General features: G+C 62.9%; 25 protein-coding genes, 4 tRNA genes and 1 riboswitch. Of the genes, 17 read left to right on the top strand and 12 right to left on the bottom strand.

Annotation, left to right across the window (positions count from 1 at the left end):
* Positions 1-40 precede the first annotated feature (40 nt).
* The gene (locus tag ABH922_RS02170) at positions 41-484 is read right to left on the bottom strand and encodes a hypothetical protein (protein ID WP_424805368.1); all 444 of its coding nucleotides are present in this window, start codon (positions 482-484) and stop codon (positions 41-43) included.
* 189 nt (positions 485-673) lie between these two features.
* Here ABH922_RS02170 and ABH922_RS02175 point away from each other — a divergent pair, with 189 nt between their 5' ends.
* On the top strand, positions 674-1,279 hold the full coding sequence (locus ABH922_RS02175; protein ID WP_424805369.1) for a hypothetical protein: 606 nt from the start codon (positions 674-676) through the stop codon (positions 1,277-1,279).
* Here the strand turns inward: ABH922_RS02175 and ABH922_RS02180 are convergent, their stop codons facing one another.
* The 4 genes from ABH922_RS02180 to ABH922_RS02195 form a co-directional block, all read right to left on the bottom strand.
* Positions 1,280-1,753 carry a DUF4334 domain-containing protein gene (locus tag ABH922_RS02180; protein ID WP_424805370.1) on the bottom strand — a complete coding sequence of 158 codons (474 nt, stop codon included), beginning with the start codon at positions 1,751-1,753 and terminating at the stop codon, positions 1,280-1,282.
* Between the two features lie 256 nt (positions 1,754-2,009).
* Positions 2,010-2,082: transfer RNA gene (locus ABH922_RS02185), tRNA-Lys, on the bottom strand.
* 12 nt (positions 2,083-2,094) lie between these two features.
* Complete coding sequence (locus tag ABH922_RS02190) at positions 2,095-3,486, bottom strand: MFS transporter (protein ID WP_424805371.1); 1,392 nt, start codon at positions 3,484-3,486, stop codon at positions 2,095-2,097.
* The gene (locus ABH922_RS02195) at positions 3,483-3,941 is read right to left on the bottom strand and encodes a MarR family winged helix-turn-helix transcriptional regulator (RefSeq protein WP_424805372.1); all 459 of its coding nucleotides are present in this window, start codon (positions 3,939-3,941) and stop codon (positions 3,483-3,485) included. The genes ABH922_RS02190 and ABH922_RS02195 overlap by 4 nt, the downstream gene beginning before the upstream one ends.
* 341 nt (positions 3,942-4,282) lie before the next feature.
* On the opposite strand from ABH922_RS02195, the gene ABH922_RS02200 reads away from it, so the two are divergent.
* The 9 genes from ABH922_RS02200 to ABH922_RS02240 all read left to right on the top strand — a co-directional run bounded on the left by ABH922_RS02200 (position 4,283) and on the right by ABH922_RS02240 (position 11,522).
* Positions 4,283-4,936, top strand: a complete 654-nt coding sequence (locus tag ABH922_RS02200) for a TetR family transcriptional regulator (protein ID WP_424805373.1) — start codon at positions 4,283-4,285, stop codon at positions 4,934-4,936.
* Between the two features lie 115 nt (positions 4,937-5,051).
* Positions 5,052-5,124 (top strand) — tRNA-Glu (locus tag ABH922_RS02205).
* A gap of 154 nt (positions 5,125-5,278) precedes the next feature.
* Positions 5,279-5,352: transfer RNA gene (locus ABH922_RS02210), tRNA-Asp, on the top strand.
* Between the two features lie 72 nt (positions 5,353-5,424).
* Positions 5,425-5,501, top strand: a tRNA-Phe gene (locus ABH922_RS02215).
* A 298-nt stretch (positions 5,502-5,799) separates the two neighbouring features.
* On the top strand, positions 5,800-6,024 hold the full coding sequence (locus ABH922_RS02220) for a hypothetical protein (RefSeq protein ID WP_424805374.1): 225 nt from the start codon (positions 5,800-5,802) through the stop codon (positions 6,022-6,024).
* A gap of 1,082 nt (positions 6,025-7,106) precedes the next feature.
* A complete protein-coding gene (locus ABH922_RS02225; protein WP_424805375.1) occupies positions 7,107-7,328 on the top strand; it encodes a hypothetical protein in 222 nt (73 codons plus the stop codon).
* A 156-nt stretch (positions 7,329-7,484) separates the two neighbouring features.
* Positions 7,485-7,578, top strand: a riboswitch (SAM riboswitch).
* Between the two features lie 4 nt (positions 7,579-7,582).
* The gene (locus tag ABH922_RS02230) at positions 7,583-8,662 is read left to right on the top strand and encodes an LLM class flavin-dependent oxidoreductase (protein ID WP_424805376.1); all 1,080 of its coding nucleotides are present in this window, start codon (positions 7,583-7,585) and stop codon (positions 8,660-8,662) included.
* Positions 8,663-8,691: 29 nt separating this feature from the next.
* Positions 8,692-10,086, top strand: coding sequence for an NtaA/DmoA family FMN-dependent monooxygenase (locus ABH922_RS02235; protein ID WP_424805377.1), 1,395 nt, complete (start codon positions 8,692-8,694; stop codon positions 10,084-10,086).
* Between the two features lie 68 nt (positions 10,087-10,154).
* Positions 10,155-11,522: an MFS transporter gene (locus ABH922_RS02240; RefSeq protein WP_424809528.1), complete on the top strand. Its 1,368-nt coding sequence runs from the start codon at positions 10,155-10,157 to the stop codon at positions 11,520-11,522.
* Between the two features lie 11 nt (positions 11,523-11,533).
* Here the strand turns inward: ABH922_RS02240 and ABH922_RS02245 are convergent, their stop codons facing one another.
* Positions 11,534-12,820, bottom strand: a complete 1,287-nt coding sequence (locus ABH922_RS02245; protein WP_424805378.1) for a lipase family protein — start codon at positions 12,818-12,820, stop codon at positions 11,534-11,536.
* Positions 12,821-12,979: 159 nt separating this feature from the next.
* Positions 12,980-13,657, bottom strand: coding sequence for a TetR/AcrR family transcriptional regulator (locus ABH922_RS02250; RefSeq protein WP_424805379.1), 678 nt, complete (start codon positions 13,655-13,657; stop codon positions 12,980-12,982).
* Between the two features lie 195 nt (positions 13,658-13,852).
* On the opposite strand from ABH922_RS02250, the gene ftsW reads away from it, so the two are divergent.
* The 3 genes from ftsW (at position 13,853) to ABH922_RS02265 (ending at position 16,776) form a co-directional block, all read left to right on the top strand.
* Positions 13,853-15,343 (top strand): putative lipid II flippase FtsW, encoded by a 1,491-nt coding sequence (ftsW, locus tag ABH922_RS02255; RefSeq protein ID WP_424805380.1) that lies wholly within the window; start codon positions 13,853-13,855, stop codon positions 15,341-15,343.
* A 117-nt stretch (positions 15,344-15,460) separates the two neighbouring features.
* Positions 15,461-16,093 (top strand): TetR family transcriptional regulator, encoded by a 633-nt coding sequence (locus ABH922_RS02260; protein ID WP_424805381.1) that lies wholly within the window; start codon positions 15,461-15,463, stop codon positions 16,091-16,093.
* Between the two features lie 221 nt (positions 16,094-16,314).
* Positions 16,315-16,776: a VIT1/CCC1 transporter family protein gene (locus tag ABH922_RS02265; protein WP_424805382.1), complete on the top strand. Its 462-nt coding sequence runs from the start codon at positions 16,315-16,317 to the stop codon at positions 16,774-16,776.
* Here the strand turns inward: ABH922_RS02265 and ABH922_RS02270 are convergent.
* Genes ABH922_RS02270 through ABH922_RS02280 form a run of 3 tightly spaced genes read right to left on the bottom strand, consistent with a single transcriptional unit; the run spans position 16,771 to position 20,155 of the window.
* Entirely contained in the window at positions 16,771-17,649 is an 879-nt protein-coding gene (locus ABH922_RS02270) for a universal stress protein (RefSeq protein WP_424805383.1), read from the bottom strand. The genes ABH922_RS02265 and ABH922_RS02270 overlap by 6 nt on opposite strands.
* A 26-nt stretch (positions 17,650-17,675) precedes the next feature.
* Complete coding sequence (locus tag ABH922_RS02275) at positions 17,676-19,211, bottom strand: CHAD domain-containing protein (RefSeq protein WP_424805384.1); 1,536 nt, start codon at positions 19,209-19,211, stop codon at positions 17,676-17,678.
* A complete protein-coding gene (locus ABH922_RS02280; protein ID WP_424805385.1) occupies positions 19,208-20,155 on the bottom strand; it encodes a pseudouridine synthase in 948 nt (315 codons plus the stop codon). Before ABH922_RS02280 ends, ABH922_RS02275 begins: the two co-directional genes overlap by 4 nt.
* Before the next feature lie 59 nt (positions 20,156-20,214).
* On the opposite strand from ABH922_RS02280, the gene ABH922_RS02285 reads away from it, so the two are divergent.
* The 3 genes from ABH922_RS02285 (at position 20,215) to ABH922_RS02295 (ending at position 22,500) form a co-directional block, all read left to right on the top strand.
* A complete protein-coding gene (locus tag ABH922_RS02285; RefSeq protein ID WP_424805386.1) occupies positions 20,215-20,520 on the top strand; it encodes a DUF6412 domain-containing protein in 306 nt (101 codons plus the stop codon).
* Between the two features lie 100 nt (positions 20,521-20,620).
* On the top strand, positions 20,621-21,577 hold the full coding sequence (gene yidC, locus ABH922_RS02290; protein WP_424805387.1) for a membrane protein insertase YidC: 957 nt from the start codon (positions 20,621-20,623) through the stop codon (positions 21,575-21,577).
* A 47-nt stretch (positions 21,578-21,624) separates the two neighbouring features.
* Positions 21,625-22,500, top strand: coding sequence for an oxidoreductase (locus ABH922_RS02295; RefSeq protein WP_424805388.1), 876 nt, complete (start codon positions 21,625-21,627; stop codon positions 22,498-22,500).
* Between the two features lie 57 nt (positions 22,501-22,557).
* Here the strand turns inward: ABH922_RS02295 and ABH922_RS02300 are convergent, their stop codons facing one another.
* A complete protein-coding gene (locus tag ABH922_RS02300; protein ID WP_424805389.1) occupies positions 22,558-22,986 on the bottom strand; it encodes an organic hydroperoxide resistance protein in 429 nt (142 codons plus the stop codon).
* Positions 22,987-22,991: 5 nt separating this feature from the next.
* Positions 22,992-23,453, bottom strand: a complete 462-nt coding sequence (locus tag ABH922_RS02305) for a MarR family winged helix-turn-helix transcriptional regulator (RefSeq protein WP_424805390.1) — start codon at positions 23,451-23,453, stop codon at positions 22,992-22,994.
* A 128-nt stretch (positions 23,454-23,581) separates the two neighbouring features.
* On the opposite strand from ABH922_RS02305, the gene sthA reads away from it, so the two are divergent.
* Entirely contained in the window at positions 23,582-24,994 is a 1,413-nt protein-coding gene (gene sthA, locus ABH922_RS02310; RefSeq protein ID WP_424805391.1) for a Si-specific NAD(P)(+) transhydrogenase, read from the top strand.
* Positions 24,995-25,105: the final 111 nt, after the last annotated feature.

Consider the following 25,105-nt stretch of genomic DNA (forward strand, 5'->3'; position numbering starts at 1 on the left):
ATCTACGCTGCCGGTAACCCTCAGGTTGCCAGAAGGTGTTTTAGTGAACTTTGTCCCGAGGAACCAGGCAGGCGAGAAGAGCCAGCACCAGGCCACCGGCTACCAGGATGAAACCCGTCTGGTTGGTCAGAACCGTCGAGTAGCTCTCTCGGACGAGATTGTCGAACTCGTCGTTCACCCGGTAGTAGAACGTTCCCAGGGCGCCCAGGCCGACGATGATTCCCAGCCACGCTGCGATCCGCGACCCGAACAGCGCCGCGACGAGTATCAAGACAGCGGCACCGAGAAGCACGACCGCCATCGAACGGTAGAACGTCACGGATTGATCACCCAACTGGGCGAGGGAGCCGACGTCCCCGAATCCGTCCCGAAGTTCTTCCAACCGGACGTTGCCGGGGCGTACCCCAGACAGAACGGACATGAACGAACCCACGGCCACGGCTACGCCGCAGACCAGAAGTACCAGGTGAACGAATGTGCGCACGTCACTCTCCCCGAGGGATTGGAGTTCGATGATGCGGTCGCGGTCGAGCCTAGTGGTGCACGGGGTGCTTCGCTCGGGTCTGAAGGAATCGACGAGCCGGAATGTCTTCGGGACGGAGATCGGCAGGCGGGAGGCATTAGATTCGTCAGTGCACCCATTCAAGCGCCCCAGACGAGACGAGGAATGCTCATGACGACACCGGAGACATCACCGGCCACCGCCACAACCGGCATGCCGCCGTGGGCGAAGAAGGCCATCGCGATCGCCGGAGTGGTGGTGGCGTTGATCATCGCGTACTTCATCCTGTCGGCGTTCCTGCCGCGTTGGTGGTCGCAGCGGGTCGGTTCGCTCGGCGGCAAGACGTTCTCGGCAGGTATCGCCTGGGGGCTGATGTTCGGGCTGGTCTGCACCTTGGTTCCGCTGATGTTCTTCCGTGCGGTCTGGCAGGTGCGCCGGTTCAAGTACGCGCGGGTGGTACAGATCGCGTCGCTGGTGCTCGGTGTGATCTTCGCGCTCCCCAACCTGCTGACCTTGACCATCGTGCTCGGTAGCGGCAACGCAGCGCACGCCGGTCAACGCACACTCGATACCGACGCTCCCGGTTTCCGGGGTGCTTCGCTGCTCGGCGCGATCATCGGTGCCGTGCTGTTCCTCGGTATCGTCTATCTCGGTTACCGGTACGATAAGCGCGGCAAGGAACTCGACAACATCCGTGGCGAACGCACGCGAGACGCTCAGCCGAGGCCTGCGGCGGCGATTCCGGAACCCGAATTGCCGAAGAACGATCCGAGCTGATCAGGGTCGTTCGAGTAGGAAGTAGTAGTGCTTTCCGTCGTCGAGGACGAGCCCGGACTTGCCGTTCATGATCCCCATCAGGGTGGTGTCGTCGACGCGTTTGAAGTGGTCGAAGATCGGGGCTCCGTCGTAGACCATCGTCGCGGTGACCTCGCCCCGGAACTCGATGTTCCACAGGCTGGCTTCGCCGCCGCCACTCTTGATGTCGGAGAAGAGGTTTCCGTCTTCGTCGCGGCAGATCAACGGTTTTGCATCGGAGAGTGAGTGAAAGGTCTTCCCGTACCACCGGCTAGCAACCAGCTTGTCGTGGAGTCGGTGCCCGGTGGCGAAGTCGTCACCTCGCCATTCGCCGAGGATCTCGGTTGCGGTGACGGTGTCGAGCGCTGCCCAGATCAGGTCGAGCTCGGCGGTGTCGACGTCACTGTCCAGAGTGCGCAGCTTGGCGAATTCGGCGCGGGCCTCGGCGAGATTCATGGAACTCCTCGAAAGGTCGAAGGCGGATGTTGTGAACCTGAACTGCGCACGTTACGCCGGAACGGGTGGTCGACGGTTGTGATTTGCTCTCTTCCGGACAAGTCTGCGGCGGATGGTTTCCGCACACGCCCCGATCTTCGCAGATCGCCTACCGCTCGAGCTGTTGGTCGGAGGACCGGCTGAGCTGTCAAGATCTGTTGGCGCGGCCACCGAAACAAGAAAACCTGACCAGGCAATGTGCCTGATCAGGTCTTTGTGCCCCCAGTAGGACTCGAACCTACGACCTGCGGATTAAAAGTCCGTAGCTCTACCAACTGAGCTATAGGGGCGCGGCGCAGAGTCTAACGGGCCCGCAGTGTCCGGGAAAACACCACCCCCACCAGAAGCACGATTCCGATGATCAGGATGGCTCCACCGGTGCGGTGCAAACCCGCGTCGTCGGGTGTTCCTCGCATGGTCAGTTCGACGACGACGGCCGCGAGATTGGCCCCGATGTACTGGATGGTGCGGTACAGGCCGATTGCGGTTCCGACGTCTGCGGAACTACTGACCGAGTTGACGAGATTCTGATTTCCCATGTTGTTGAAGCCGTTGGGAATACCGAGGACCGCGGCGACGAGCAGGAGTGCCACCACCGGTGTGCTGCTCGATTCGACGAAGGTGAGGACGAGGGCGCCGACGGTCAAGGCGGCGGTCCCGATCAGTAGCGTGACGCGAGCGCCGAACCGTCCGTACGTCTGGGAGGCCGTGATGGTCGAGACGATGCCCACTGCGGCAACCGGCAGCATCAGTAGACCGGCGTGCATGGGTGACATCCCGCGAGCGCCCTGTAGCCATTGAGGCAGACCGAAGAACACGCTGTAGAAGGCGGTGTAGGTCAGCAGGGTCCGGCCGAGGGTCATGCTCAGGGCGCGGTTTCGGGCCAGTGCTCGCACGTCGATGAATGCGGATTCCGTCCGGCGTTCCCACAGGACGAACAGGGCTCCGGAGACGACGACGGCCGGTATCAGGTACCACTTGGGGTGATCGACGAGTGAGAGCAGCAGCAGCATCGTCGAGGTGGTTACCGCCAGGAACAGCAGGATTCCCACGGGGTCGAGTGATCGGATCAGCGACGAGCCGCGTTCACGCGTGGGTGGTCGTTGATCCTTGGGGGCGGCGAGTAACACCCAGAGTGCTGTCACGGCGACGAGGGGCAGGTTGATCCACATGATGGATTGCCATCCGAGGATGCCGACCAGGAGTCCGCCCAGAGTGGGGCCGAAAGCGACGACGGACTGGGCGCAGATGGTGAGAGTTGCTATTGCCGAGCGTGTTTCGGAATTGTGTTGGTCTGCGTACGCGCGTATGACGGTCATGGCGTTCGGGTACTGAGTGGCTGTGCCGATGCCGAGTAGGACGCGCGCTGCGATGAGCCAACCCAGTGACGGTGCCAGTGATCCGAGGATCGCGCCCGCGGCGATCAGTCCGAGACCGGTCAGATACACCCGTTTCGCGCCGAGAATGGATCCGAGGCGTCCGGCTGCTGGTGCGGTGACGGCGGTGGCGATGTAGAGGGCCGAGATGACCCAGGCGGTTCCGGAGCTCGAGCCGAAATGGGTGGCGATGGGGACGATCGCCACTGCGATCATCGAGGAGTTGAGTGGCTGCAGGACGGTACCGGAGCCGAGTGCGAGACTCAGGCGGAGTGGGACCGTGGTCTGGGCGGGTGGGGTGGTGGCGACAGTGGTCACGAGTTCATCAGTGACTCCTCGGGAGTTTCGGGTAAGGACGAGTCTTCGCCGAGTCGGCGCAACAGGCGGCCGGCGATCACGAGTAGGTCGCGTTCGGCTTCGGTGCATTCGGCATCGATGACTGCGCTCAGCCACTCGGTGCGACGTGCTCGGTCTTCGAGGAGAGTCGCCGTACCGAGGTCGGTGAGGCTGATCAGGATCGCTCGTCCGTCGGACGGGTCGGATCGTCTGCCTACCAGATGCTGTTCTTCGAGTGCGGCGACGGTTTTGGCTATCGATTGAGGTGTGACCTGTTCGAAGTGCGCGAGGGATCGCGCAGTCATGGCGCCTTGCCGGTGTAGATGACCGAGAGCTTGCATCTGGCTGGGGGTCAACGAGTGGTCGCTGCGTTTGGTGCGCAGGCGCCGGATGAAGACGCTGAAGTCCTCCCACAGACTGTCGGCTGGTGTTGGCATGAGGGCCCCTTCGCTCGAACGCTACCTTAGGCAGTTTAGCTGTCTACTTTTCATAAAATGAAGCCTATGTGAGCAAAAATACTGTTTATTTATATCAACTTGGTTGTCTATATCGAGCGCAGGTTGGCAGGTGTGCAGGTGCGGGACCGCGGCTGTGTCGCACCGGAGCGCCGGCTGAACTGGTGATGGGCCCCGATTCAACTCCGAGGTCGGAGCGGATTAGGTGGTACGCAATCCTCGCGTAGGCCATTCTTGAGGGGATATTGTGAGGTTTAGGGGGATACGGGTCTTGAAATGCCTGGATTCACCGGTCGTCAACTGTGAGAGGCATAGCACCGTCAATGGCACGTCAACAAGAGCGTGCGCGGCGTACCCGCGCCAGTCTGGTCGAAGCGGCCGCAATCGAGTTCGCCAAGCGTGGATACGCGGCGGCGTCGGTCAACACGATCCTGGAAGGTTCTCGCGCGACCAAGGGCGCGATGTACTTCCATTTCCAGTCGAAGGAGGATCTGGCGCGAGCGGTCCTGACCTCGGCGATCGACTCGTTCGGCGAAATCACCGAGCGATGGTCCGCGAGGACGGATCTGGATCCGTTCGTCGTTCTGCACGGTCTGGTTCTCGACATCGCCGAGCTGTTCCGCTCCGATGTCATCGTCCAGGCGGAGTTCCGGCTGATCATCGAGCCCGAGTTCTACGCAGACGTGCAGTCCGGTGGCGGGCAGGTGTGGGGTCGAACTGCTCACGCGCTGGCCACCCGGGCACAGAGCGAAGGGTTGCTTCGAGACGGGGTGGATCCGGCGAAGTTCACTCGGGTCTTGGCGGCAAGCCTGGCAGGGCGTCGCTACATGGCTGATCTGATCGCGAACAGCGGGCACATCGCGGAGTGGTTCGAAGAGTCACTCGAAGTCATTCTCGACGCCATGGCTTCGCCGGAGTGGCTGGAGGAGTTTCGACGGACCGGTTGGCCGACCATCGAACCCCTCGTTGCAGACTGAGAACGTGTTTTATGCCCACTGAGCTGGCGATTTGGGTTTTTCCGGCGCTGTGCCATAAGCTATCCAAGCTCCCAACGGAACGCCGTTGGGGTACTGGTTCGGAGTGATCCGACGGGCCCCCTTCGTCTAGCGGCCTAGGACGCCGCCCTTTCAAGGCGGTAGCGCGGGTTCGAATCCCGTAGGGGGTACGCTTTGCGAAAGTGAAGCGGTTTTGCGCAAGCAAGACGATGTAGTATGGTTTGACCCGCACGACAAGCTTTGAGATGCTCGAAAGCAAGGCCAGGACAGTGGTTTTGGAGCAGCCCGAAGATGTAGTACGGTTTCACAGCAAGGAAAAAGCAAGGCCCTGTGGCGCAGTTGGTTAGCGCGCCGCCCTGTCACGGCGGAGGTCGCGGGTTCGAGTCCCGTCAGGGTCGCAAAGTGATGTATTTCCCCCATGAAAGGGAAATGCATTGCAGTGCGATAGGCATTCGGTTCGGGTGCCGTCCGGCCAGGTAGCTCAGTTGGTACGAGCGTCCGCCTGAAAAGCGGAAGGTCGCCGGTTCGATCCCGGCCCTGGCCACCATTAATTCAAGCCCTGTTCCCGGTGTTCTTCATGAACACGAGGACGGGGCTTTTCGGTATCTCGGCCGGAAGCTGTCCCGGGTTCCAGAGATTTTTGCAGCACCTGACTTCATCAGGAGTTGCAGGTGATGTTCGATCCGCGCACACCGTGAAATTGTGCAGGGGCGAGTCGCTTGTATGCAGAACGCGAGAAGTTCTGCGAGCCCGTGGCGTTGCGGCACAGCTCCAGTGAAGCGGCGAGAATCGTCGGTGTGAATTGTCAAAGGACGAAGCGTCGGCGCTCCGGCAGTCGGTGGAGCGTGGAACAAATCGCCCGGACCCTGCGGCGCGATTTCCCCGACAACCCGCAGATGTACGCGGCCGACGAAACGATCTACCTTTGCCTCTGCATCCCGGGTCGTGGCGGGCTGCGCCGTGAGCTTCGCACAGCATTGCACACGGGCGCTGCCCGCCGGAAGTCTCGACGCCAGGCTCGACAGCGGCAATCGCGGTACCGCGACCCGGTGGTGATGATCAGCGACTGACCTGCCGAGATCGAAGACAGAGCCGTACCCGGCCATTGGGACGGTTACCTCATCATCGGCAAGAACCACACCTCCACCATCGGAACACTCGTCGAACGCGCCACCTGCCACGTCATGCTCGTACACCTACTTGGCAATCTCGGAGCCGAAGCGATGTGCGAGGCGCTCACGGCGCGATCGGGCAACCGCTGCCGCATCTGCGTGGCTCGCTGACCTGAGCCACGGCAGCGCAATGGCGGACATAAAGCTTTCACCATGGACACGGCCATGCCGGTCTACTTCTGCGATTCAGCCTCACCCTGGCAACGACGGGGAACCAAAACACCAACGACGCACTGCCCCAATATTTTCCGACAGGATCGAGCCTTTCGATTCGCAGTCCCGAAGGCCTCGAAAGGGTCGCCCACGAACTCGACACCAGACCCGAAAGGCGCCTGGTGCGGCGTGGGACAAGTAATTGGACAGTTGGTCTGCGGTACTTGCTTTGTATGCGAGTTGCGCCTGTGGTTGTGCGGGGCGTGTGACGGCGTTGATGCGGTCCAGGTCGGTGCGTGGCCGGGATCGCGCAGCGGGCTCGGATCATCGGGCTCGCATCCGAGGGCGAGTCGAACACACGGATCGCCGAGCTTGTCGGCATGGAACATGACAGTGATATCGCCCGTATTCCTTGTGGGCGTTGCCGATCCAGTGCGATGACGACGACGAGTGGGAGCGCCAGGTGAGCGATCTGCCCTACTTGTCACCGGGTGGCCCGGCAACGACGGCCGTAACTCGGGGACGCCGAGGACGAGTTCCGCGCTGCCGTCGAGAGCCGCTTCTACGCGACGTGACGTGACGTGGCATGGCCTGACCGTCGCGGGGACACGGGACTGATTCATCGCACAGGCGCCCGGCGACAGGGCCGTTCCTGATATCGGGACAGCGCGACTGCGTCGTTACCGAGGGTCGCATGTCCGAGGCGAAGTAGATCTTCGACGCCGCTGACCTCCTCGGGGCGGAGATGCTCAACGCCGCCGAGGATGGGTATGGGGGGATGGATATGTAGGGTGCGGGTATCGCCGGTTCGGCCTTGCATCTGTCGCGTGTGCCTGGGCGTACCCTCCACTACCGGCAATCACAAGCTGTCGTCCTCGCACAAGCTCGCGGACAGCGGATTCGAATGGCACCTGAACGCGCTGCTGAACTTGAAGAACAATGCTGCCTACATACATCCGGGTCTCACCGCTGCGGAACTGAAGGAGACGAACAGCGGGGCGGAGCGTCTGGTCGAGGCCGCCGAGCCGGTAACGGCCGCTCGGCGGTAGGCCGTTACCGGCCGGACCAAAGTACGTCGCGGCACCGGCCCGGGTTGTCGAAGCGCAACGGTTTCGATCACTGTGAATGTATTGAGTGTCCTTGTAGTCCAATGTTATTCGTGCACTGCAATTTGACTTGCTCGTTGGCTGCGGCATACATTGCAACGACCATCCAGAGTGGCTGAGAGACCTGGCTCGATGATGCTGCAGCAACCCGCTTCGTTTCGAGTGTGGGTGCTACCGCCAGGACCGATGGAGGACGCATGACCGTATTTGCTGTTGGTATCGAGCTGGACGGCGAGGGTACACATCCGTCGGCTTGGCGTCGTAGCGCGTACAGCCCGGATCAACTGCTCACCGGCAAGACCATTCGTCTGCGGGTGGCTGCTGCCGAGAACGCAGGATTCACTTTCGCTACGTTCGACGATTCCATTCTGCCGCCGACCGGTGAAGTACGCGGGCGCATCGATGCCGTCGCACGGGCGTCGTACGTAGCGCCGGTGACGAGCACTATCGGCTTGGTTCCGGTGGTAGGGACGTCGTATGCGGAACCGTTCCACACGTCGTCGCAGTTGGCGACACTCGACTACTCCTCGCGTGGTCGCGGAGGTTGGCTACCGGTACCCGTTGCCGATCCAGCGGCGGCAAAGACCTGGGGGAGGCCCGCGGTTACGACGGACGCCGATCGGGCACGCGAGCAGCACGACTCGGTGACCGTGGTGCGTGAGTTGTGGGATTCGTGGGAAGACGATGCCGTCGTCAGGCACTATGCCACGGGGCGGTTTCTCGATCGGGATCGGCTGCACTACATCGATTTCGAGGGGAAAACGTTCTCCGTGAAGGGTCCGGCGATCGTTCCGCGTCCGCCGCAGGGTCAGCTCGTCGTGTTCGGTCGCTACGGCCAGATCGATCCGCGTCAGGCCGATGTCGTTCTCGTCACCGGAGATTCGGTGGAGTCCATCGCCGCTGCGGCAGTGGCGGCGCGCAATGAGGGTGCGCTGTTGGTGGTAGCAGAGTTGGACGTGGCCCTGGACACGCCGGCATCGGTCGCATCAGAGCGATTGGCGGACTTGAATTCTCATGTGGAAGCGCGGGAGTCCGGTCGATTCGGATTCTCCGGCGATCCGCTGCGGTTGGCGGCGCTGTTGGGAGAGCTCGGATCGCACGTCGACGGTGTGCATCTGCATCCGTTGGTTCTGGACGAGGAACTTCCGGTGTTGGCCAAGCTCGTGCTTCCGGAGCTGTCGAAGTCCGGGTTGACGCGTCGCCCGGTGCCGGGCTCGTCGTTGCGGGCCAACCTCGGCCTGGCGCGGCCGGCCAATCGATTCGCCCACACTTCCTGACTTGACTTCGTGCTAAGGATATCTCGGCAATGACTGCATCTCGCTCCGCTGCGCCACGCCCCGACGCGCAGGTTCACTTCGGCGTCTTCTTCCAAGGCGTCAACCACACCACTATCTGGTCCGATCCCACCAGTGGATCGCAAATCGACTTCGAGACGTTCCGGCGGCTGATCCTCACGGCCGAGCGTGGACTGTTCGACGCGTTCTTCCTCGGCGAAGGTCTGCGCCTGCGTGAACAGGACGGCAAGATCCTCGATCTCGACATCGCCGGACGGCCCGACGCGATCGCGCAGCTGGCTGCGTTGGCCGCGATCACCGAGAACATCGGTCTGGTCGCGACTCAGAACACCACCTACAACGAACCGGCGGATCTCGCCCGGCGGTTGTCGGGTCTGGATCTTCTCTCCGACGGCCGCGCCGGCTGGAACGTGGTCACCACGGACAACGCCTGGACGGGCGAGAACTTCCGCCGGGGTGGATTTCTCGATCACGAATTGCGCTACGAGCGTGCCGGACAGTTCATCGACACAGCTCGGGCACTGTGGGATTCGTGGCGCGACGACGCGATCGCACAGTCCCGTTCGGCGGAAAACTGGGCTGGGCCGGATGCGGTGGCCACGGTACGACGTGAGACGTCGCAGTTCGACGTCGACGTCACCGCGACCTTGCCGCGTAGCCGTCAGGGGCATCCGGTGATCTTCCAGGCCGGTGATTCCCCGAGCGGCCGTGACTTCGCTGCCAGTCGTGCCGACGTCATCTTCTCCCGGCACGGGACGGATTTCGACGACGCACTCGAATTCGCGAACGACATCCGAGCCCGGCTGCGCAATGCCGGCCGGCCCGAGGACGACATCAAGATTCTTCCCGGAACCCAGATCGTGTTGGCGGAGAAAGAATCCGAGGTCGAAGAAAAGGTTCGCTGGGTTCTCGAAGGTCAGTACACCGGACAGACCGCGTTGTCGTTGGTCGGTCTGGTATGGGGCAAAGATCTCTCCGACCGCGATCCGGACGGTCCGCTCCCCGAGGAAGATCCGGTTCCGCGCCCGGTATCCGGGACACGAGGTGCATTCCGGGACGGAAACGATCCTGTCGCAGTTGCACGCGAGTGGCGGGCTCTGGCCGAGGCGAAGAACCTCTCGCTGCGTCAGGTCGCCATCGAGACCACTACGCGGTCCGGCTTCGCGGGAACACCCGGGCAGGTGGCGGACACGTTGACGCATTGGGTGCGTCAGGGTGCTTCCGACGGCTTCAACATCACGCCGTACCTTGTTCCGAGCGGTCTGGACGAGATCGTCGACTGGTTGGTCCCCGAGTTGCAGGATCGCGGTGCGTATCGCACCGAGTACACCGCGTCGACGCTTCGTGGGCATCTGGGTCTGCGGGACCCGCTCACGCGCCGTGGTCCTTCGGAAGCTGCAGGGTAGAGGTCCTGTCTCGTACTGCTACGGCGCCAGCTGAATCCACGAAGGTGGGTTCGGCTGTTCGCTGGGAGATAGTCGTCTGTGTCGCGGCCGGATTCACGACGTTGTTGGATTCCGCTGTCCTGGGAATCGGGGTTCCGGTCATCCGAGCTTCACTCGGGGCGACCACGTCCGAAGTCCAGTGGATTCTTGCCAGTTATTCGCTGACCTTCGGGCTCGCGTTGGTTCCGGCCGGCCGACTCGGTGATGTCGTCGGGCGGCGGCGGCTGTTTCTGTTCGGCTTGAGCATTTTCGCGGTGATGGGTGTAGTGGGGGCGCTGGCCTCGGATCCGTCGATGATCATCCTGGCCCGCTTGGGGCAGGGGATCGGTGCGGGCACGGTCAGCTCGCAGGTGTTGGGCATCATCACCGATCGGGTATCGGGCCGGGCCAGAGCGAAAGCGCTCGGGGCGTACAGCACTGCGGGTGGGCTGGCGGGGGTGTCCGGGCCGATTCTCGGTGGATTGTTGCTCCGGTACGTCGACCCTGATGTCGGCTGGCGGATGTTGCTTGTCCTCAACGTGCCTTTCGCCGTGCTCACCCTGGTATTGGGTTTCGTTTTCCTGCGTCGTGATCGGCTGACGTCTTCGGGTATTTCGATCGATGTCGTGGGGTTGGCATTGCTGGCTGCGGCAACCGGATTTCTGCTGTGGCCGGTGGTGAACAGAACCGGTGTGCTCGGCACGGTCGCGTTCCTGCTGGCTTCGGTGCTCACCGCAGTGGCGTTCTGGTTCTGGGAGCGGCATTTCGCGGCGCGCGGCGGGACACCTGTTCTGTTACCGTCGCTGGTCGCGGCGCGCGGATTCACCCTCGGAACTACGGTGGCGTTGTTCTGGTTCGGCTCGGTGCTCGCAGTCAATGCCGTGTTGAGTCTGTATCTGATCGACGGGTTGGGGTTCGAGCCGCTCAGTGCTGCCTTGATCATGACGGGCAGTTCGCTTGCGATGGCGGTGATGTCGACCCTGGGGTGGCGGGTGGTGGCGCGTTTCGGGCGAGCGGCGATCGTTGCCGCGATCATCGCGGAGATATTGGTGGTGATCGGCTACGTCCTGGCGGTGAATCTTGTTCCCCGCGACCATCTGATCGGCGTGCTCGTCGTTCTCGCGGTGCTCTCCGGTGTCGCGAGTGGGTTGGTGGATGCACCCAATCGAATGCTCACCCTCGAGTACGCTCCTCCCGGCGCGAACGGCGTCGCCGCAGGATTTCTGCAACTCTCCCAACGCCTGTCGGCCACGCTCAGCTTGGCGGCAGTGTCGGGTATCTATCTGGGAAGTCTCGGGTCGTCGCCGGACGGATTCGGTCGAGCCGTCGCGTTGGCCCTCGCGTTGTGCGTGGTGATGTTACTTCTGTCGTTGGCGAGCGCAATAGCGGACGGTCACCGCCGTCGAAGTGAGCGGTGACCGTCCGTTGATCAGCAGGCGCTCTTGACCGGTGCGCCGTTGATGCGATCGAGCAGGAACGACACTGCGAAGGGCGCTGCGGTGACAGCACCGAAGTCGTGATTGAGCGTCGTACCGGTGAGAATCGGCGGTGTGATGTTGTCGCGGGTGAACTCCACTCGCGCACCGAGAGCGCACCATTCGTTCTTGAGGTCCTCGACCGCATAGTGCGGAACGATGTCGTCATTGAGACTGGTGTGCAGGTACACGGGGCTCGCAGGCGCGATGGTGCCCAGCTTCTGTCTGTCGAGGGCCTTCGAGAGGGCAGGTTCCTCGGCGATAACCTGTTTGAACGATTTTCCGTCGACCGTGTAATCGGAGGTCTTGGTCCCGATCGAGGTCAGTGCGGTGTCGATGACGCACTGGGTTGCAGACATGGCCAGCCACTGCTTGCCCTTGTCGTTGAGGCGGCGGTCGATGATCGGCTGCAGTTCGGGATCGCGTGCGAGCAGCCCGTTGAGGGTGTAACCCACCGCGCCGGTGAGGAATGATCCGTCGGCTCGCTCGAGGACCTTGTGCAGATCGGGATCGGCTGCGCCCGCGTAGGTTCCGATCACGTTCAGTTCCGGCGCGCGGGCGCCGACCAGTTCGGCTGCCGATGCCGCCGCCCCGCCGCCCTGGGAGTAACCCCAGAAGGCAACGGGCGTAGAGGCCGGCAGATTCCAGAATTCGTTGGCGGCCTTCGTCGCATCGATCACCGCGTTGCCCTGCTCTATGCGATTGACGTAGGTGTGGATACCGGGGGTGCCCAGTCCGATGTAGTCGGGCATGACCACTCGAACACCGAGGGTCAGCATCGCGTCGGCGTCGATGAGGTTGTAGTTGACCGGGAGGCTGAGATTGGGACTGATCTGAATGTTGACCGCGTTGCCGACGTTCTTGGACGGCGCGCACTGGTCGCCTTGGCCGACGGTGCCCGCGGGCATCACGATGGTGGGCTGGGGTCCGGGGCCTCGCCACGGGAAGGTCGGATCGATCAGGACGCCGGTGGTGGCGACGGGTGATCCGTCCTCGAGGTTGGAGGTGTACATGATCGTGTGAGCATTGCCTGGCCAAGTGTCAGAGACACCGGGAACATTCAGGAAGAACGGGGACGGCTCGGTCTTGACGATCTTGCCCGCTCCGGCGGGCAGCGTGGTGGGCGGCTGGTAGAAGTCCGGAGTGTCCGCGTTTGCGACGGAAGCCGTCACTGATGAGGTGGCAGCAAGCAACCCTGCCGCCAAGATCGCCACGGCAGTTCGCCGCATCGTGCGTGTCATGTACATTTTTCCTCGATTTAATGTGTGGGACATCTCCGTCTATCTTTCAAGGTAGAGCACGTGTGACGCACATCGCAAGGTTTGGTGAGGAGTGAAGGCAGACACTGGCGGTGAAATCGGGCAGCCGGGGGACTCTCGGCGCAGCCGAAACCGGACAGGTCAGCTCTGGTGGGGAGCTGCAGGTGTGGCCGAAGGTGCGACGGACGAATCTCGGATCAGTGCCTCGAGCAGGGTCGTCATGAGATCTGCCAAGTCGGCTACCGGTGGCCGCGGGTCCGCGATGCTCCATTGCTGGATCAGGGCGGTGAGGGCGCCGATGAATGCCGTCGACGCCAGGGCGTATCCACCTGGCGGCACAAAATCGATACCGACGGAGCCCCGGACGGTCGCCTCGAAGAACTCGACCCAGATCGATCGTTGTTCGATGCGGTGCTCTTCCACCCGCGGACTCACTCCGACGATGTCCACGAAGACGATTTGTGCTCGGCGAGGGTCCTGACCGATCGATTCGACGAAGGCCGTGATCGCGGCCTTGACCAGCGCTCGAAGCTCACCCGACGTTTCACGGGTCAGCGCGGCACTCATCGCCGCTCGTGCTTCGGACTGAATGCCGTCGTACAACGCGATCAGCAGATCTTCCCGGCTGGAGAACTCCTCGTAGAACTGACGACGAGCAAGGCCCGCTGCCGAGCACACGTCGGCGACCGAGCTTCTGGCGTAACTCCTACCGGTGAACACGTCGAGAGCGGCGTCCATGAACAGGGAACGCCGTTCCGCCCTTCTCGACGCCACCGGCTTACCGCCGTAGTAACGGACTACTTCGTTCGTACTTTCCACGCCGACAAGACTAGGCCGATCCGAACTGCCGGACGGACCCGAACTACCGGATGAACCGAGGTCGGCGAGTATTCGATCGTGTGACGCTCGGCGTGGGATCGTCCCGCGGACGCGGGACGGCGTGGGATCGTCCCGCGGACGCGGGACGGCGTGGGATCGTCCCGCGGACGCGGGACGGCGTGCGACCATACTGACGTGGTCATCGGCAGGCGAGGAGGACAATCCGACGATCGTGGGAGAAAGAAGTCGAATGGCTCGCCCCGCGCATCGGCGGCTGGTCGTGGGCAAGGTCAGGGCGGTTTCCGAGGTCGTGTTGCGTCGTGGTCCGACCGTCCGCTTTTCGACTTCCATCTTCTCGTCGGACTGGTGGTGCTGATCGTGGCCTTCGGGCTGCTGATGGTTCTCTCGTCCTCCGGGGTCGAGTCCTACGTCTTCGCCGGCACCTCGTATGCCCGCTTCTGGCCCCAATGCATGTTCGCCGCCCTCGGCCTGCTGCTGTTCGTCGCGGTCGTGCGTGTCCCGACCACGATGCTGAGCAAGTACTCGCCGTGGCTGGTGATCGTCTGCGTAGCGCTGCTCGTGCTCGTACTGGTGCCGGGGATCGGCAGTAGTCAGATGGGGGCACAAAGTTGGTTCGTCGTCGGCGGAATGTCTTTCCAGCCTTCGGAACTGGCCAAGCTTGCGCTGGTCATCTGGTCAGCGTCGACGATTGCACTGTTCGTGAATTCGCGACTGGACGTGAACCGGGCACTGCCGGTTATCGGTTTGACGACCTTGGTCATTCTCGTATTGGTGGTGGCCGAAAAGGATCTCGGTACAACCGTCACCATCGGCATCCTCTTCATGGCAGTACTGTGGTTCGGTCTCTTCAAGATGCGGACGTTCATCACCCTTGCGATCGGCTCGGGGGTGGCTTTCGTGATTCTCGGGCTCACTGCCGGGTACCGTTCGGACCGCATCAGAGCGTTTCTCAACCCGGATCTCGATCCGCAAGGCATCAACTTCCAGAGCACGCAGGCGAAGTACGCCCTGGCGAACGGCGGTATCTTCGGGCAGGGCCTCGGCCGATCGGATGCCAAGTGGAGCTACCTTCCGCAGGCCCACAACGATTTCATCTTCGCCGTCATCGGTGAGGAATTGGGGCTTGTCGGCGCGTTGGCCGTCGTCGGGTTGTTCGCTGCGGTCCTGATCGTCGGCTTGCGGATCGCGACTCGTTCGGTCGATCCGTTCCTGCGCACCATGACGGCCACTGCCACGACGATGATCGTGGTACAGGCGGTCATCAACATCGCCTACGTCGTCGGGCTCATTCCCGTCACAGGTCTGCAACTGCCGCTGATCTCCGCCGGGGGCACCTCGATGATCACCACTTTGTTGATGTTCGGGCTGATCGCACACGCGGCATACCGGGAGCCGGCGGCGGTGGCGTCCTTCGAGAGTGCTCGCAACGGGTGGACCAGGCGGGTGTTCGGCCGGCCGAGATTCGGTGCGCCGAGGAAAGCGGCCGTTGCCGACCGCGATCGTGATCGGCGTCCACCCGGACGAACCCGCGAGCGAGCCGGGCATACCTCTGCGCCGACTCGGGTCACGCGGTCGCAGCAGGTCCCCCGGCGTGGTCGCGCCCGCGACGTGCCGGCGACAGCTCGTCGACGAAGCGGAATCAATCGGTCGCGTCGAGCATCCTGATTCCGGTCGCACCGGGCCGCGTCGTGTGCCGCGCAGCCGCCCGCACGTGCACGGCACCAACTGATACCGGTTACATTGAGTGTCGGAAATGGCGACATCTGAACAAGGGTTGTGCACATGGCGGATGACGAGAAGGCGGGTCGTTCGGTGGTCGAGGGTAGCTCCGTGACGGGGCGCCGAACGACGCCGTCGCAGCAGGCCCGTTTTCACCGAATCGTCGACGCTGCAATGGAGTCCGCATCCGAGGGCGGATACGACGCTGTGCAGATGCGTTCGGTGGCGGATCGGGCCGGGGTGGCGATCGGGACGGTGTACCGTTACTTCCCGTCCAAGAACCACATGCTGGTGGTTGCCCTGTTGTGGATGTTCGAGGCACTGCGTGATCGTTTCCGCGACTTCGTGATCCCTGGCGAGAAGCCGTCTGACCGTATTCTGTATGTCCTGCGCAAGAACACCGAAGTTCTCGAAACCGACCATCTGCGGTACGAGGCACTGGTTCGTGCGTACATGTTCGCGGATGCGTCGGCGACTGCGGAACTCAACGCCCTCGGCGCTGTGGTGACCGAGATGTTCGCCGAGGCCATCGGCGTCGACGAGGTGTCGCCGCAGCAACTGGATGCGGTGAAGGTGATCGACGACGTGTGGATGTCGAGTCTGGTTTCGTGGGTGGCGGGCCGGATGAGCACCGAGGAAATAACGGCGCACCTGGAGTTGGCTGTTCGGTTGGTGTTCCGCAGGTTGGGTGGATAGTCGGGTGGTTCCGTGGGCCGCGGTCTCCTGACGGACGGACATGTCTGCATCATTCGATGCGACGGAAAATTCGAAGTAGCGCAAGGGTATCGGTGTCGCAACGACGTCTCGGGTGCCGATCCGTCCGCCTTCCCGTTAGTCAGGTTCTGCCGTATCGGCACCCTCGTGAGGACAGGCTCGGATTGCTATCGCAATCGACGTGGCCGACCTAATCTGTTGTCATGTCGGACGATGAGACGCCGGTGGCGGATTCGGCCGCCGGAAAGAGGCTCGAACCGCACACGTCGAGTGTCAGTAGTCGATTGAACTGGTTACGCGCCGGGGTGCTGGGCGCAGATGACGGAATCGTCTCGCCTGCGGGCCTGGTCGTGGGCGTGGCAGCGGCCAATGCCGATCGTTCGGTCATTGCGGCGGCGGGAATCGCCGGCCTGGTCGCGGGTGCGGTGTCGTTCACCGCAGGCGCCGCAGTGCCGTTGGCGGTGATACTGTTGCCATCCAACGATATTCGTATCTTCATTACCTTCGTTGCCGTACTGGTCGCGCTGGCATCGACCGGTACGATCAGCGCGATACTCGGCGGTGCGCGAAAAACTCGTGCGGTGCTGCGGATGGTGATCGGCGGGGCGATCGCCATGGCAGTCACCTACGGCATCGGCGGGCTGGTCGGCACCGGCCTGTCATGATCTGCAGATCATCACGGGGCCGAGGGCATGATGAAGAAGGTTCTGACTTGTCGAGCCGAGCAGCGCTCCGGCGACAGCGCTGTGGCCGTGGCTTCCCACCACGATCAGTTGAGCGTCGTCGGCATGTTCGAGAATCACTGCTGCGGCGGCTCCCGGTTCGCTGATTCGCGAAACCGACACATCGGGATAGCGCTCGGCAGTTCCCGCCAGATTTTCCGACAGCAGCGCTGCTTCCTCCTGTGCGACGGCATCCCAGTCCACCTGGAGTCCCATGCCACCTTCACGCAGCGACTGGGTCTTCTCCCAGGAATGGACGGCGACGAGGGGAGTGCGGAACCGGTCGGCGAAACGGAAAGCGTGCTCGACGGCCTTTTCGCTCGACGTGCTTCCGTCGACCCCCACGACCACCGGCCGCTCGTCCGGACCGGGGCTGTCGATCAGGCCCTGCCACACCACCACCGGGCTCGGCGCGCGATTGGCCACACGTAGTGCTGTCGATCCGAGCAGGCGAGTTCGCAGTGCCCCGGATCCGGTCGAACCCGTGACGATCAGTCCGGCGTTGTCCGAGGCGTCGATCAGGTGCGACCACGCCGGACCGGGCGCGGTGTCGACGGCTACGGTCAGCTGCGGGAATTGGGCGGTGATCTGCGCAGATGCCGCGCGCACGACCGCCTCGCCCTCGGCTACGGCGTCGGCCGGATACTGCGGCCGGATCACGGAGATCGGGCTGTAGATCTCACCGGACACGGGCAGGGCGTGTGCCAGGACCAGGCGCGCACCGACTGCTTCGGCGACCGTTGCCGCCCAGATCGCTGCAGCAGTGGACGTGGCTGATCCATCGATGCCGACCACAATGTCGGTACGAGTACTCACGGGTGCTTCTCCTGTCGGTTCCGGCCTCAACGCCACAGGGGCTGAGAAGATTTCACGGCTTTCTTCCAATTCTTCCGGAGCAGCGCGGCGTGGCCCTCGGTGACGGCCACTTCGTGCTGGTAGATCATGCCGAGGGCGAAGCTGGTGACCGATGTGTGTTCTTCCGATTCGGACATGTCCAAGAGATGCTCGCGCGCCACCACCGAATCCTGGTGCTCCCCGAGAACGTCCTGGAATCGGCTGAACTCCTTCAATGCGCGGCGCGCGCGATGTCCCGAAACCGGTTGCAGCACTTCGATCGCGTACTTCATTCTTTTGGCGCTCTTGCGGACCCCGTGGATTGCCTCGTCGCGATCGGCGCGAGAGTCGGCGTCGGTGACGGCGTCGACACGGCTACCGACCTTGCGGGCCAGGTGGCGCAGGGTTCGGGCCGATTCTCGCTCGGACGTCCGCTTGCCTGATTTTTTCTCGGTTGTGGTGGTGTCGAGTTCGTCGGCGTAACGATCGAGGCGGTCGAGCAGGCTGACGTACCGGTGTGAATTGAGCGCTTCGAGAATGATCGTGCGAGCGGTGTCCTCTCGGGCGGAGAAGAATTCGTCGATGCGGGCGCGAGTCGATTCAGGTTCGGGTAGGTCGTCGATCTCGGACAGGCGATCGACCAGACGCATCCACTGAACCTCGACGTCGCGGGCTGCGCCGAACGCTGCGCCGATCCAACGCAGGTCTGCGACCAGGTCGTCGGTGACATCGCTCTGCCGGGCATACGACTGCACAGCGCTGCGAAGTCGGCGGGCGGCGACCCGGAATCGATGAATCGACTCCGATTCGTCGCGGCGAGTCGCGAGGTCGGCCTCGACGAGTTCACGGGTCTGTTCGACGACGTAGTTGCGCAGCAGTACGCCCGACGTGGCCCGTTTGACCTTCGCCGTGGCAGGTCCTACATGCGGCGTCACCGAACTTCCCAGTGCGCGTTTGAGTTTGGATGGACTTGCCGAGCGTTCGAGGCCCGCGCTCAGCAGTAGCGTGTCGATGGCATCGGCCAGCTGCACTCCACCTGCGCCCTGTTCGACTTCGACTTCCTGCCAGGTGGATTCTTCGGATCCGTCCGCCCGGCATGCCATGACGGTGTCGGAGACGACCTCGGCATGAAGTGCCCCGTGCTCGTCGACGAATCGGTACCGCTCGCGATCGGTGATGATCAGCGCGACCGGCACCAGGTCGTGGCCACGGACGACGGCTCGAACCAGATCGGACAGCCCGGAAGGTACGTCGGCCCCGTCGCTCGGCGGTAGGCGGTACTCCGTGCGAAGATCTTCGGCGCCTGGCAGTTTCAGATGCCAACCGGCGTCGTCGCCACCCTCACGCTTGCGGAGCGTGATCTTCTTTCCGAGGAGTCGAAAATCGGCGGTATCGAAGTACGTCGCCGAGAGCTGAATCGAATCGTGCACCGCTTCACCGAGTCCGGCCGAGAGTCGGCTCAGATCGGGTAGGTCCAGTTCGGCAGCGGCCTCGTACTTGCGCTCGATCTCCGCTACGGCATCGGGAACCACCGTGCTGCTCATTTCGTCTCCTCTTGCAGTTCACGCGGCAAACGGTCGCCGTCGTGTTCGATAGGCCAGGACAGAGTGCGTCGACTCTCGAAGCGGCGCCGCTCACCGGTCCGTGGATCGGTGAACTCCAAGACCTTCGAGAGCAGCCGCAACGGATTGGAGTAGTCCTCGGGCGCGACGTCGTAGAAGTCGGGGTAGAAGTTGTCGCCGTGAATGGGCAGACCTACGGACGTCATGTGCAGTCGCAGTTGGTGCGTCTTACCGGTGTAGGGGATCAACCGGTACCGGCCGAAACCGCCGGCCGTCTCGATCAACTCGAGCCGTGACCGGCTGTTCGGGTCGCCGTCCACTTCACGCGCCTTCAGGACGCCGCGTTCCTTGACGATGCGGCTACTGACCTCCATCGGGGTCCGGACAGTCGCGTCGTACCGTGCGATCGCCTCGTACTCCTTGTGGACGGTGCGGTCCGCGAACATCGTCTGGTAGTCGCGTCGAGCGCCCTGGTGGACGGTGAAGAGCAGCAGTCCGGCGGTGACGCGGTCGAGGCGGTGGGCCGGGCTCAGCTCCGGCAGATCGAGATCGCGTCGAAGGCGTACCAACGCCGATTCGACGACGAAACGTCCGCGCGGTGTACTCGCCAGGAAATGCGGCTTGTCGACCACGAGAATATCCTCGTCCCGGTGGAGGACGTCGATCTCGAACGGCACGCGGGGCTCGGTCGGCGGATCGCGGTAGAGATAGACGAATCGTCGCGGGGTGAAAGCGGTTCTGATGTCGATACCTGCACCGGATTCGTCGACCACCTCGCCGGCATTCACCTTTTCGCGAAGCCGCGCCTCGTCCTGGGGGAAGCGGTCGATCAGGTACTCGAGTGTTGTTTCCCACGGACCCGTGTCAGGTTGGCGAATACGGCTCGGATTGAGTCCGTCGCGAACGGGAAGCGGGGGTGTCGGCACAGTACCGACGGTAGTCGACAGGCCCCGACGGCAGTGCTGGACCGTGTATCTTCGTACTCATGCAGCAGGAACAGCGAAGCGCGGTGACACGGTCACTGTTGCTGCTACTGCTGCCTCTCGTCACTCTCCTCGCGTTGCCTTCCCTCGGATCACCGGGTGGGGCCGCAGTTCTGGGTACGGCCGTCGCCGTACTCGTCGTCACTGCGCTGTCCACGGCGCCGAAGTACGAACTGCTCGCGTTGCACGCCGTCTCTGCGGGCGGCCCCTCCGGCGACGAGCGTTGCCTGCGTGGCGCCTTCCGCCGCCAGAGCCGCCCGGATGTTCCCGGCCGTCCGCAACCTCGAGCACCGGGATCCGGTCGATAGATCGACGTCGGTGGCGTGTGGCCACCCGTCGGTCGTCTCGTTGTCGACCATTTCCCACGTTCAGCTCTCGCTGAACGTCCACTCGTGAGGTTGATCTGCCATGCTCGATTTCGTCTACTACCCTGTTTCCGCGATTCTGTGGTTCTGGCACAAGGTCTTTTCCACAGTGTCGGGATCACCGGACAGTGGTCTCGTGTGGGCTCTGTCCGTCGTTTTTCTCGTCTTCACCCTCAAAGCGGTTCTGTTCAAGCCTTTTGTCAAACAGGTTCGTACCCAAACGGTGATGCAGACGTTGCAACCCCAGATCGCGGCTCTGCGAAAGAAGTACGCCGGCGACAATCGTGCGTTGACAGCGGAGATGAGCAAGCTGCAGAAGGAACACGGGTACAACCCGTTGCTGGGCTGTTTGCCTGCTCTCCTTCAAGTACCGGTGTTCATCGGTCTTTATCACGTCCTGCGTTCGTTCAACCGGACCGGCGCAGCCGGTCATGTTCCGTTCCTGAGCCCCACCGCACCGATGTCGGTCGAAGACAACGCACACACGGCCAACTATGTTTTCAGCGCCGCCGACGTGCAGTCGTTCCTCGACGCCAAACTGTTCGGGGCGCCGTTGTCCGCGATGATCGCGAGTCCGGCGTCATGGCTGGAATCCTTCGGCGACGTGTCGCGTCTGTCGATAGTTCTGGTTGCGGTACCACTGATGCTCTTCGCCGCGGTGGCAACTCATTTCACGTCGCGGGCGTCGGTGACGCGCCAGCGTGCGAGCGGGATGTCGACGCCGCAAACCGCGATCATGAACTCGCTTGTACTGTGGGTGTTCCCGTTGGGCGTGCTGGTGTTCGGCGTCTTCGTGCCGGTGGCGATTCTGATCTACTTCGTGAGCAACAACTGCTGGACTCTGGCGCAGCAGCATCTGGTGTACAGGGCGCTTGCCCGTGAGCAGAGTGCGGGCGCAGCTTCGCAACCGGCGACGAAACCTCTGTTTGGTTCTCAACCTCTGCCTGGATCCAAGCCACGGCCTGGTGTCAAGCCCGTTCGAGGTAGACGTAAGCGGTAGAACTCGCGCCCTGCGGGGATCCGGATGCGCGTCGTACGCTGAGGTTCATGACTGCTTGGACTGCAGAGAACATCGTCGATCAGACGGGCCGGACGTTCGTGGTGACCGGTGCCAACAGTGGGGTGGGTGCGGCCGTTGCGCGTGCTCTGGGCAAGGCCGGTGCCACTGTGGTGCTGGCGTGCCGGGACACGACGAAGGCCGATCCGGTGGCCGCCGAGATCGGAGCCAACGCACACGTGCGCAGGTTGGATCTGGCGGATCTGGCCTCGGTGCGGGCGTTCGCGGACGGAATCGACTCGGTGGACGTACTTGTCAACAACGCGGGAGTGATGGCGGTACCGTTTCGGCGTACCGTCGACGGATTCGAAATGCAGGTCGGTACAAACCATCTCGGACACTTCGCGTTGACCGGGCTGCTGCTGGACCGACTGACCGATCGGGTGGTCACCATGTCCAGTCTCGCCCACCAGGTGGGTGGAGTCGATCTGGGTGATCTCAATTTCGAGCGCCGTGGATACAATCGCTGGCTCGCGTACGGACAGTCCAAGCTCGCCAATCTGTTGTTCACCTACGAGCTGCAACGCAAGTTCGTCGTATCGGGTTCGCCGTTAAGGGCTTTGGCGTCGCACCCTGGATATGCGGCGACGAACCTGCAGGGGCACACCGAATCCGTGTTGGATGCCGTGATGAGTGTCGGTAACAGGCTGCTTGCGCAGTCGGCGGAGGCGGGGGCGTTGCCGGAACTGTATGCCTCTACCGTTTCGGACGTCTTCGGAGGAAGCTATTTCGGCCCGAGCGGGCCCTTCGAGATTCGGGGCCATCCGAAGGTGGTCGGTTCTCATCGGAAGTCCCATGATCCGGTCGTCGCCGACGGGTTGTGGACGCTGTCGGAGAAATTGACCGGAGTGTCGTTCGGAATCTGAGAACGAACAACGGCGCCTGGCACCCGCAGGGGTATCAGGCGCCGCCTGTCTGCGGGCTCAGTCGTCTTCGTTGGTCACTTCGAGCTGGACGTCGATGTTGCCACGGGTGGCGTTGGAGTACGGGCACACCTGGTGGGCCTTCTCGGTCAGTGCGAGCGCCGCTGCGTGCTCGAGGTGGGGCAGCGAGATCTCCAGCGTCACCGAGAGTTGGAATCCACCGGCGTCGTTCGGGCCGATGCCCACGCGAGCACCGACTGCGGAGTCGGTGACGTCGGCCTTCTCGGCGCGGGCGACGGCCTGCAGTGCGGAGTGGAAGCAGGCTGCATAGCCGATCGCGAAGAGCTGCTCGGGGTTGGTGCCGTTGCCGCTACCGCCCATTTCCTTGGGGATGGCGAGTTCGAGGTCCAGGCGACCGTCGGAAGTGCGGGCGTGACCGTTGCGGCCTTCGCCGGTGGTCAATGCTTCGGCGGTGTACAGGGTGCTCATGTTGCCTACTTTCCTTGGTGGTGGGTGGTGTGTTCGATCGAGTCGCGCAGAGATTCGCCGAGACGGAGCAATGTTCGGTGGAGGTCGGCGGCCTCTTCCGGCTGAAGCCCTGTTGCCGTGCCGAGTGCGGACGGTATGCAGTCGGCCTTGGCGCGCAGGGCCGATCCGGCGGCGGTCAGATGGATGTCGACACGGCGTTCGTCTGTCGACGATCGGCGGCGTTCGATCAATCCGAGGGTGTCGAGCCTTTTGAGCAGCGGTGACAAGGTCCCGGTATCGAGATGGAGCGCATCACAGATGTCGCGGACCCCTCGACCGTCCTGTTCCCAGAGGGTCAGGAGTACGAGGTACTGGGGATAGGTGATCCCCATGTCGTCGAGCAGCACTCGGTACGCGGCCGTGGTTGCCCGCGACGCCGAGTACAGGGCGAAGCAGAGCTGGCGGTCGAGAGCGAGTTGGTCGGTCACTTCACGAACGATAGACCATATTTCAATTGTGCACAACTAGATTGTGGGCTTCTTATATGTGTCGAACGTTCACCCGCTGGTGACGTGGGTGGCACCTCAGCGACGCCGGAGCGCGATACAAGTTGCTCATGACAGATGCCATGGAGTACGACCTCGTTGTCATCGGCTCCGGCCCCGGCGGTCAGAAGGCGGCGATCGCGGCCGCCAAGCTGGGTAAACGGGTGGCGATGGTCGAGAAGGGAAACATGCTCGGGGGAGTGTGCGTCAACACGGGCACCATCCCGTCGAAAACGCTGCGCGAGGCGGTTCTCTATCTCACCGGAATGAATCAGCGCGAGCTCTACGGGGCGAGCTACCGGGTCAAGGAGAACATCACGCCGGCAGATCTGCTGGCCCGTACGCACCACGTCATCACCCGCGAGATCGAAGTGGTGCGCTCGCAGCTCCTGCGTAATCGAGTCGAACTGTTGGTGGGCGTCGGTTCCTTCGTCGATGACCACACCATCCTCGTCGAGGACGCCGCGCGCGGCGACAAGTTGACCGTCAAGACGAAATTCGTGGTCCTCGCCACCGGCACGCTGCCTGCCCGGCCGGCCGGGGTGTCCTTCGACAGCCATCGCGTCCTCGATTCCGACGGGATCTTGGACCTCACGTCGATCCCCACCACAATGGTCGTCGTCGGTGCCGGTGTGATCGGAATCGAATACGCGTCGATGTTCGCAGCCCTCGGCACCAAGGTCACCGTGGTGGAGAAACGCGCTTCGATGCTGGACTTCTGCGATCCCGAGATCATCGAATCACTCCGATTCCATCTGCGCGATCTTGCCGTGACCTTCCGTTTCGGTGAAGAGGTGACCGCCGTCGACGTCGGTGCCAACGGAACCCTGACCACCCTGCAGAGCGGCAAACAGATTCCGGCGGAAACAGTCATGTATTCCGCCGGCCGCCAAGGACTTACCGCTCCGCTGTCACTGGCGAATGCCGGTCTCGAGGCCGACGACCGTGGCCGCATCCACGTCGACGAGAACTTTCGCACCAAGGTCGATCACATCTACGCCGTCGGCGACGTCATCGGATTCCCGGCCCTGGCTGCGACGTCGATGGACCAGGGGCGACTGGCCGCGTACCACGCCTTCGACGAACCCGGCGCAAAACTCATGGACCTGCAACCGATCGGGATCTACTCGATCCCCGAGGTGTCCTACGTCGGGGCCACCGAGGTGGACCTGACCGAGAAGTCGGTGCCCTACGAAGTCGGGGTGTCCCGGTACCGGGAACTCGCACGTGGGCAGATCGGCGGCGACACGTACGGCATGCTGAAAATCCTGGTCTCCACCGAAGATCTCAAGCTGTTGGGTGTTCACATCTTCGGTTCGGGTGCAACCGATCTCGTGCACATCGGTCAGGCCGTCATGGGATGCGGCGGTACCGTCGAATACCTCGTCGACGCCGTCTTCAACTACCCGACGTTGTCCGAGGCCTACAAGGTGGCGGCACTGGACGTGATGAACAAGATCAGGGCGCTCAAACAGTTCCGCTGAGGGGTTCGGTCAGTTCCGGTGAGGAGGCTGGTCGTTCCCTGGTAGCACTCGTCGGGGTACCTGGGATCGATGTGTGAAGCGCTTCGGTAGGGCAGAGTTCTCGGTTATGAA

The sequence above is a fragment of the Rhodococcus sp. 27YEA15 genome (genome assembly GCF_049739425.1).
Classification (GTDB): Bacteria; Actinomycetota; Actinomycetes; order Mycobacteriales; family Mycobacteriaceae; genus Rhodococcus_F.

Coding starts and splice junctions, on each gene's coding strand:
- ABH922_RS02260 (WP_424805381.1), top strand. CDS start 15,461: ATGGCGGATGACGAGAAGGCGGGTCGTTCGGTGGTCGAGGGTAGCTCC.
- ABH922_RS02275 (WP_424805384.1), bottom strand. CDS start 19,211: ATGAGCAGCACGGTGGTTCCCGATGCCGTAGCGGAGATCGAGCGCAAG.
- ABH922_RS02295 (WP_424805388.1), top strand. CDS start 21,625: ATGACTGCTTGGACTGCAGAGAACATCGTCGATCAGACGGGCCGGACG.
- ABH922_RS02285 (WP_424805386.1), top strand. CDS start 20,215: ATGCAGCAGGAACAGCGAAGCGCGGTGACACGGTCACTGTTGCTGCTA.
- ABH922_RS02265 (WP_424805382.1), top strand. CDS start 16,315: ATGTCGGACGATGAGACGCCGGTGGCGGATTCGGCCGCCGGAAAGAGG.
- ABH922_RS02180 (WP_424805370.1), bottom strand. CDS start 1,753: ATGAATCTCGCCGAGGCCCGCGCCGAATTCGCCAAGCTGCGCACTCTG.
- ABH922_RS02245 (WP_424805378.1), bottom strand. CDS start 12,820: ATGACACGCACGATGCGGCGAACTGCCGTGGCGATCTTGGCGGCAGGG.
- ABH922_RS02300 (WP_424805389.1), bottom strand. CDS start 22,986: ATGAGCACCCTGTACACCGCCGAAGCATTGACCACCGGCGAAGGCCGC.
- ABH922_RS02235 (WP_424805377.1), top strand. CDS start 8,692: ATGACTGCATCTCGCTCCGCTGCGCCACGCCCCGACGCGCAGGTTCAC.
- ABH922_RS02200 (WP_424805373.1), top strand. CDS start 4,283: ATGGCACGTCAACAAGAGCGTGCGCGGCGTACCCGCGCCAGTCTGGTC.
- sthA (WP_424805391.1), top strand. CDS start 23,582: ATGACAGATGCCATGGAGTACGACCTCGTTGTCATCGGCTCCGGCCCC.
- ABH922_RS02230 (WP_424805376.1), top strand. CDS start 7,583: ATGACCGTATTTGCTGTTGGTATCGAGCTGGACGGCGAGGGTACACAT.
- ABH922_RS02195 (WP_424805372.1), bottom strand. CDS start 3,941: ATGCCAACACCAGCCGACAGTCTGTGGGAGGACTTCAGCGTCTTCATC.
- ABH922_RS02175 (WP_424805369.1), top strand. CDS start 674: ATGACGACACCGGAGACATCACCGGCCACCGCCACAACCGGCATGCCG.
- yidC (WP_424805387.1), top strand. CDS start 20,621: ATGCTCGATTTCGTCTACTACCCTGTTTCCGCGATTCTGTGGTTCTGG.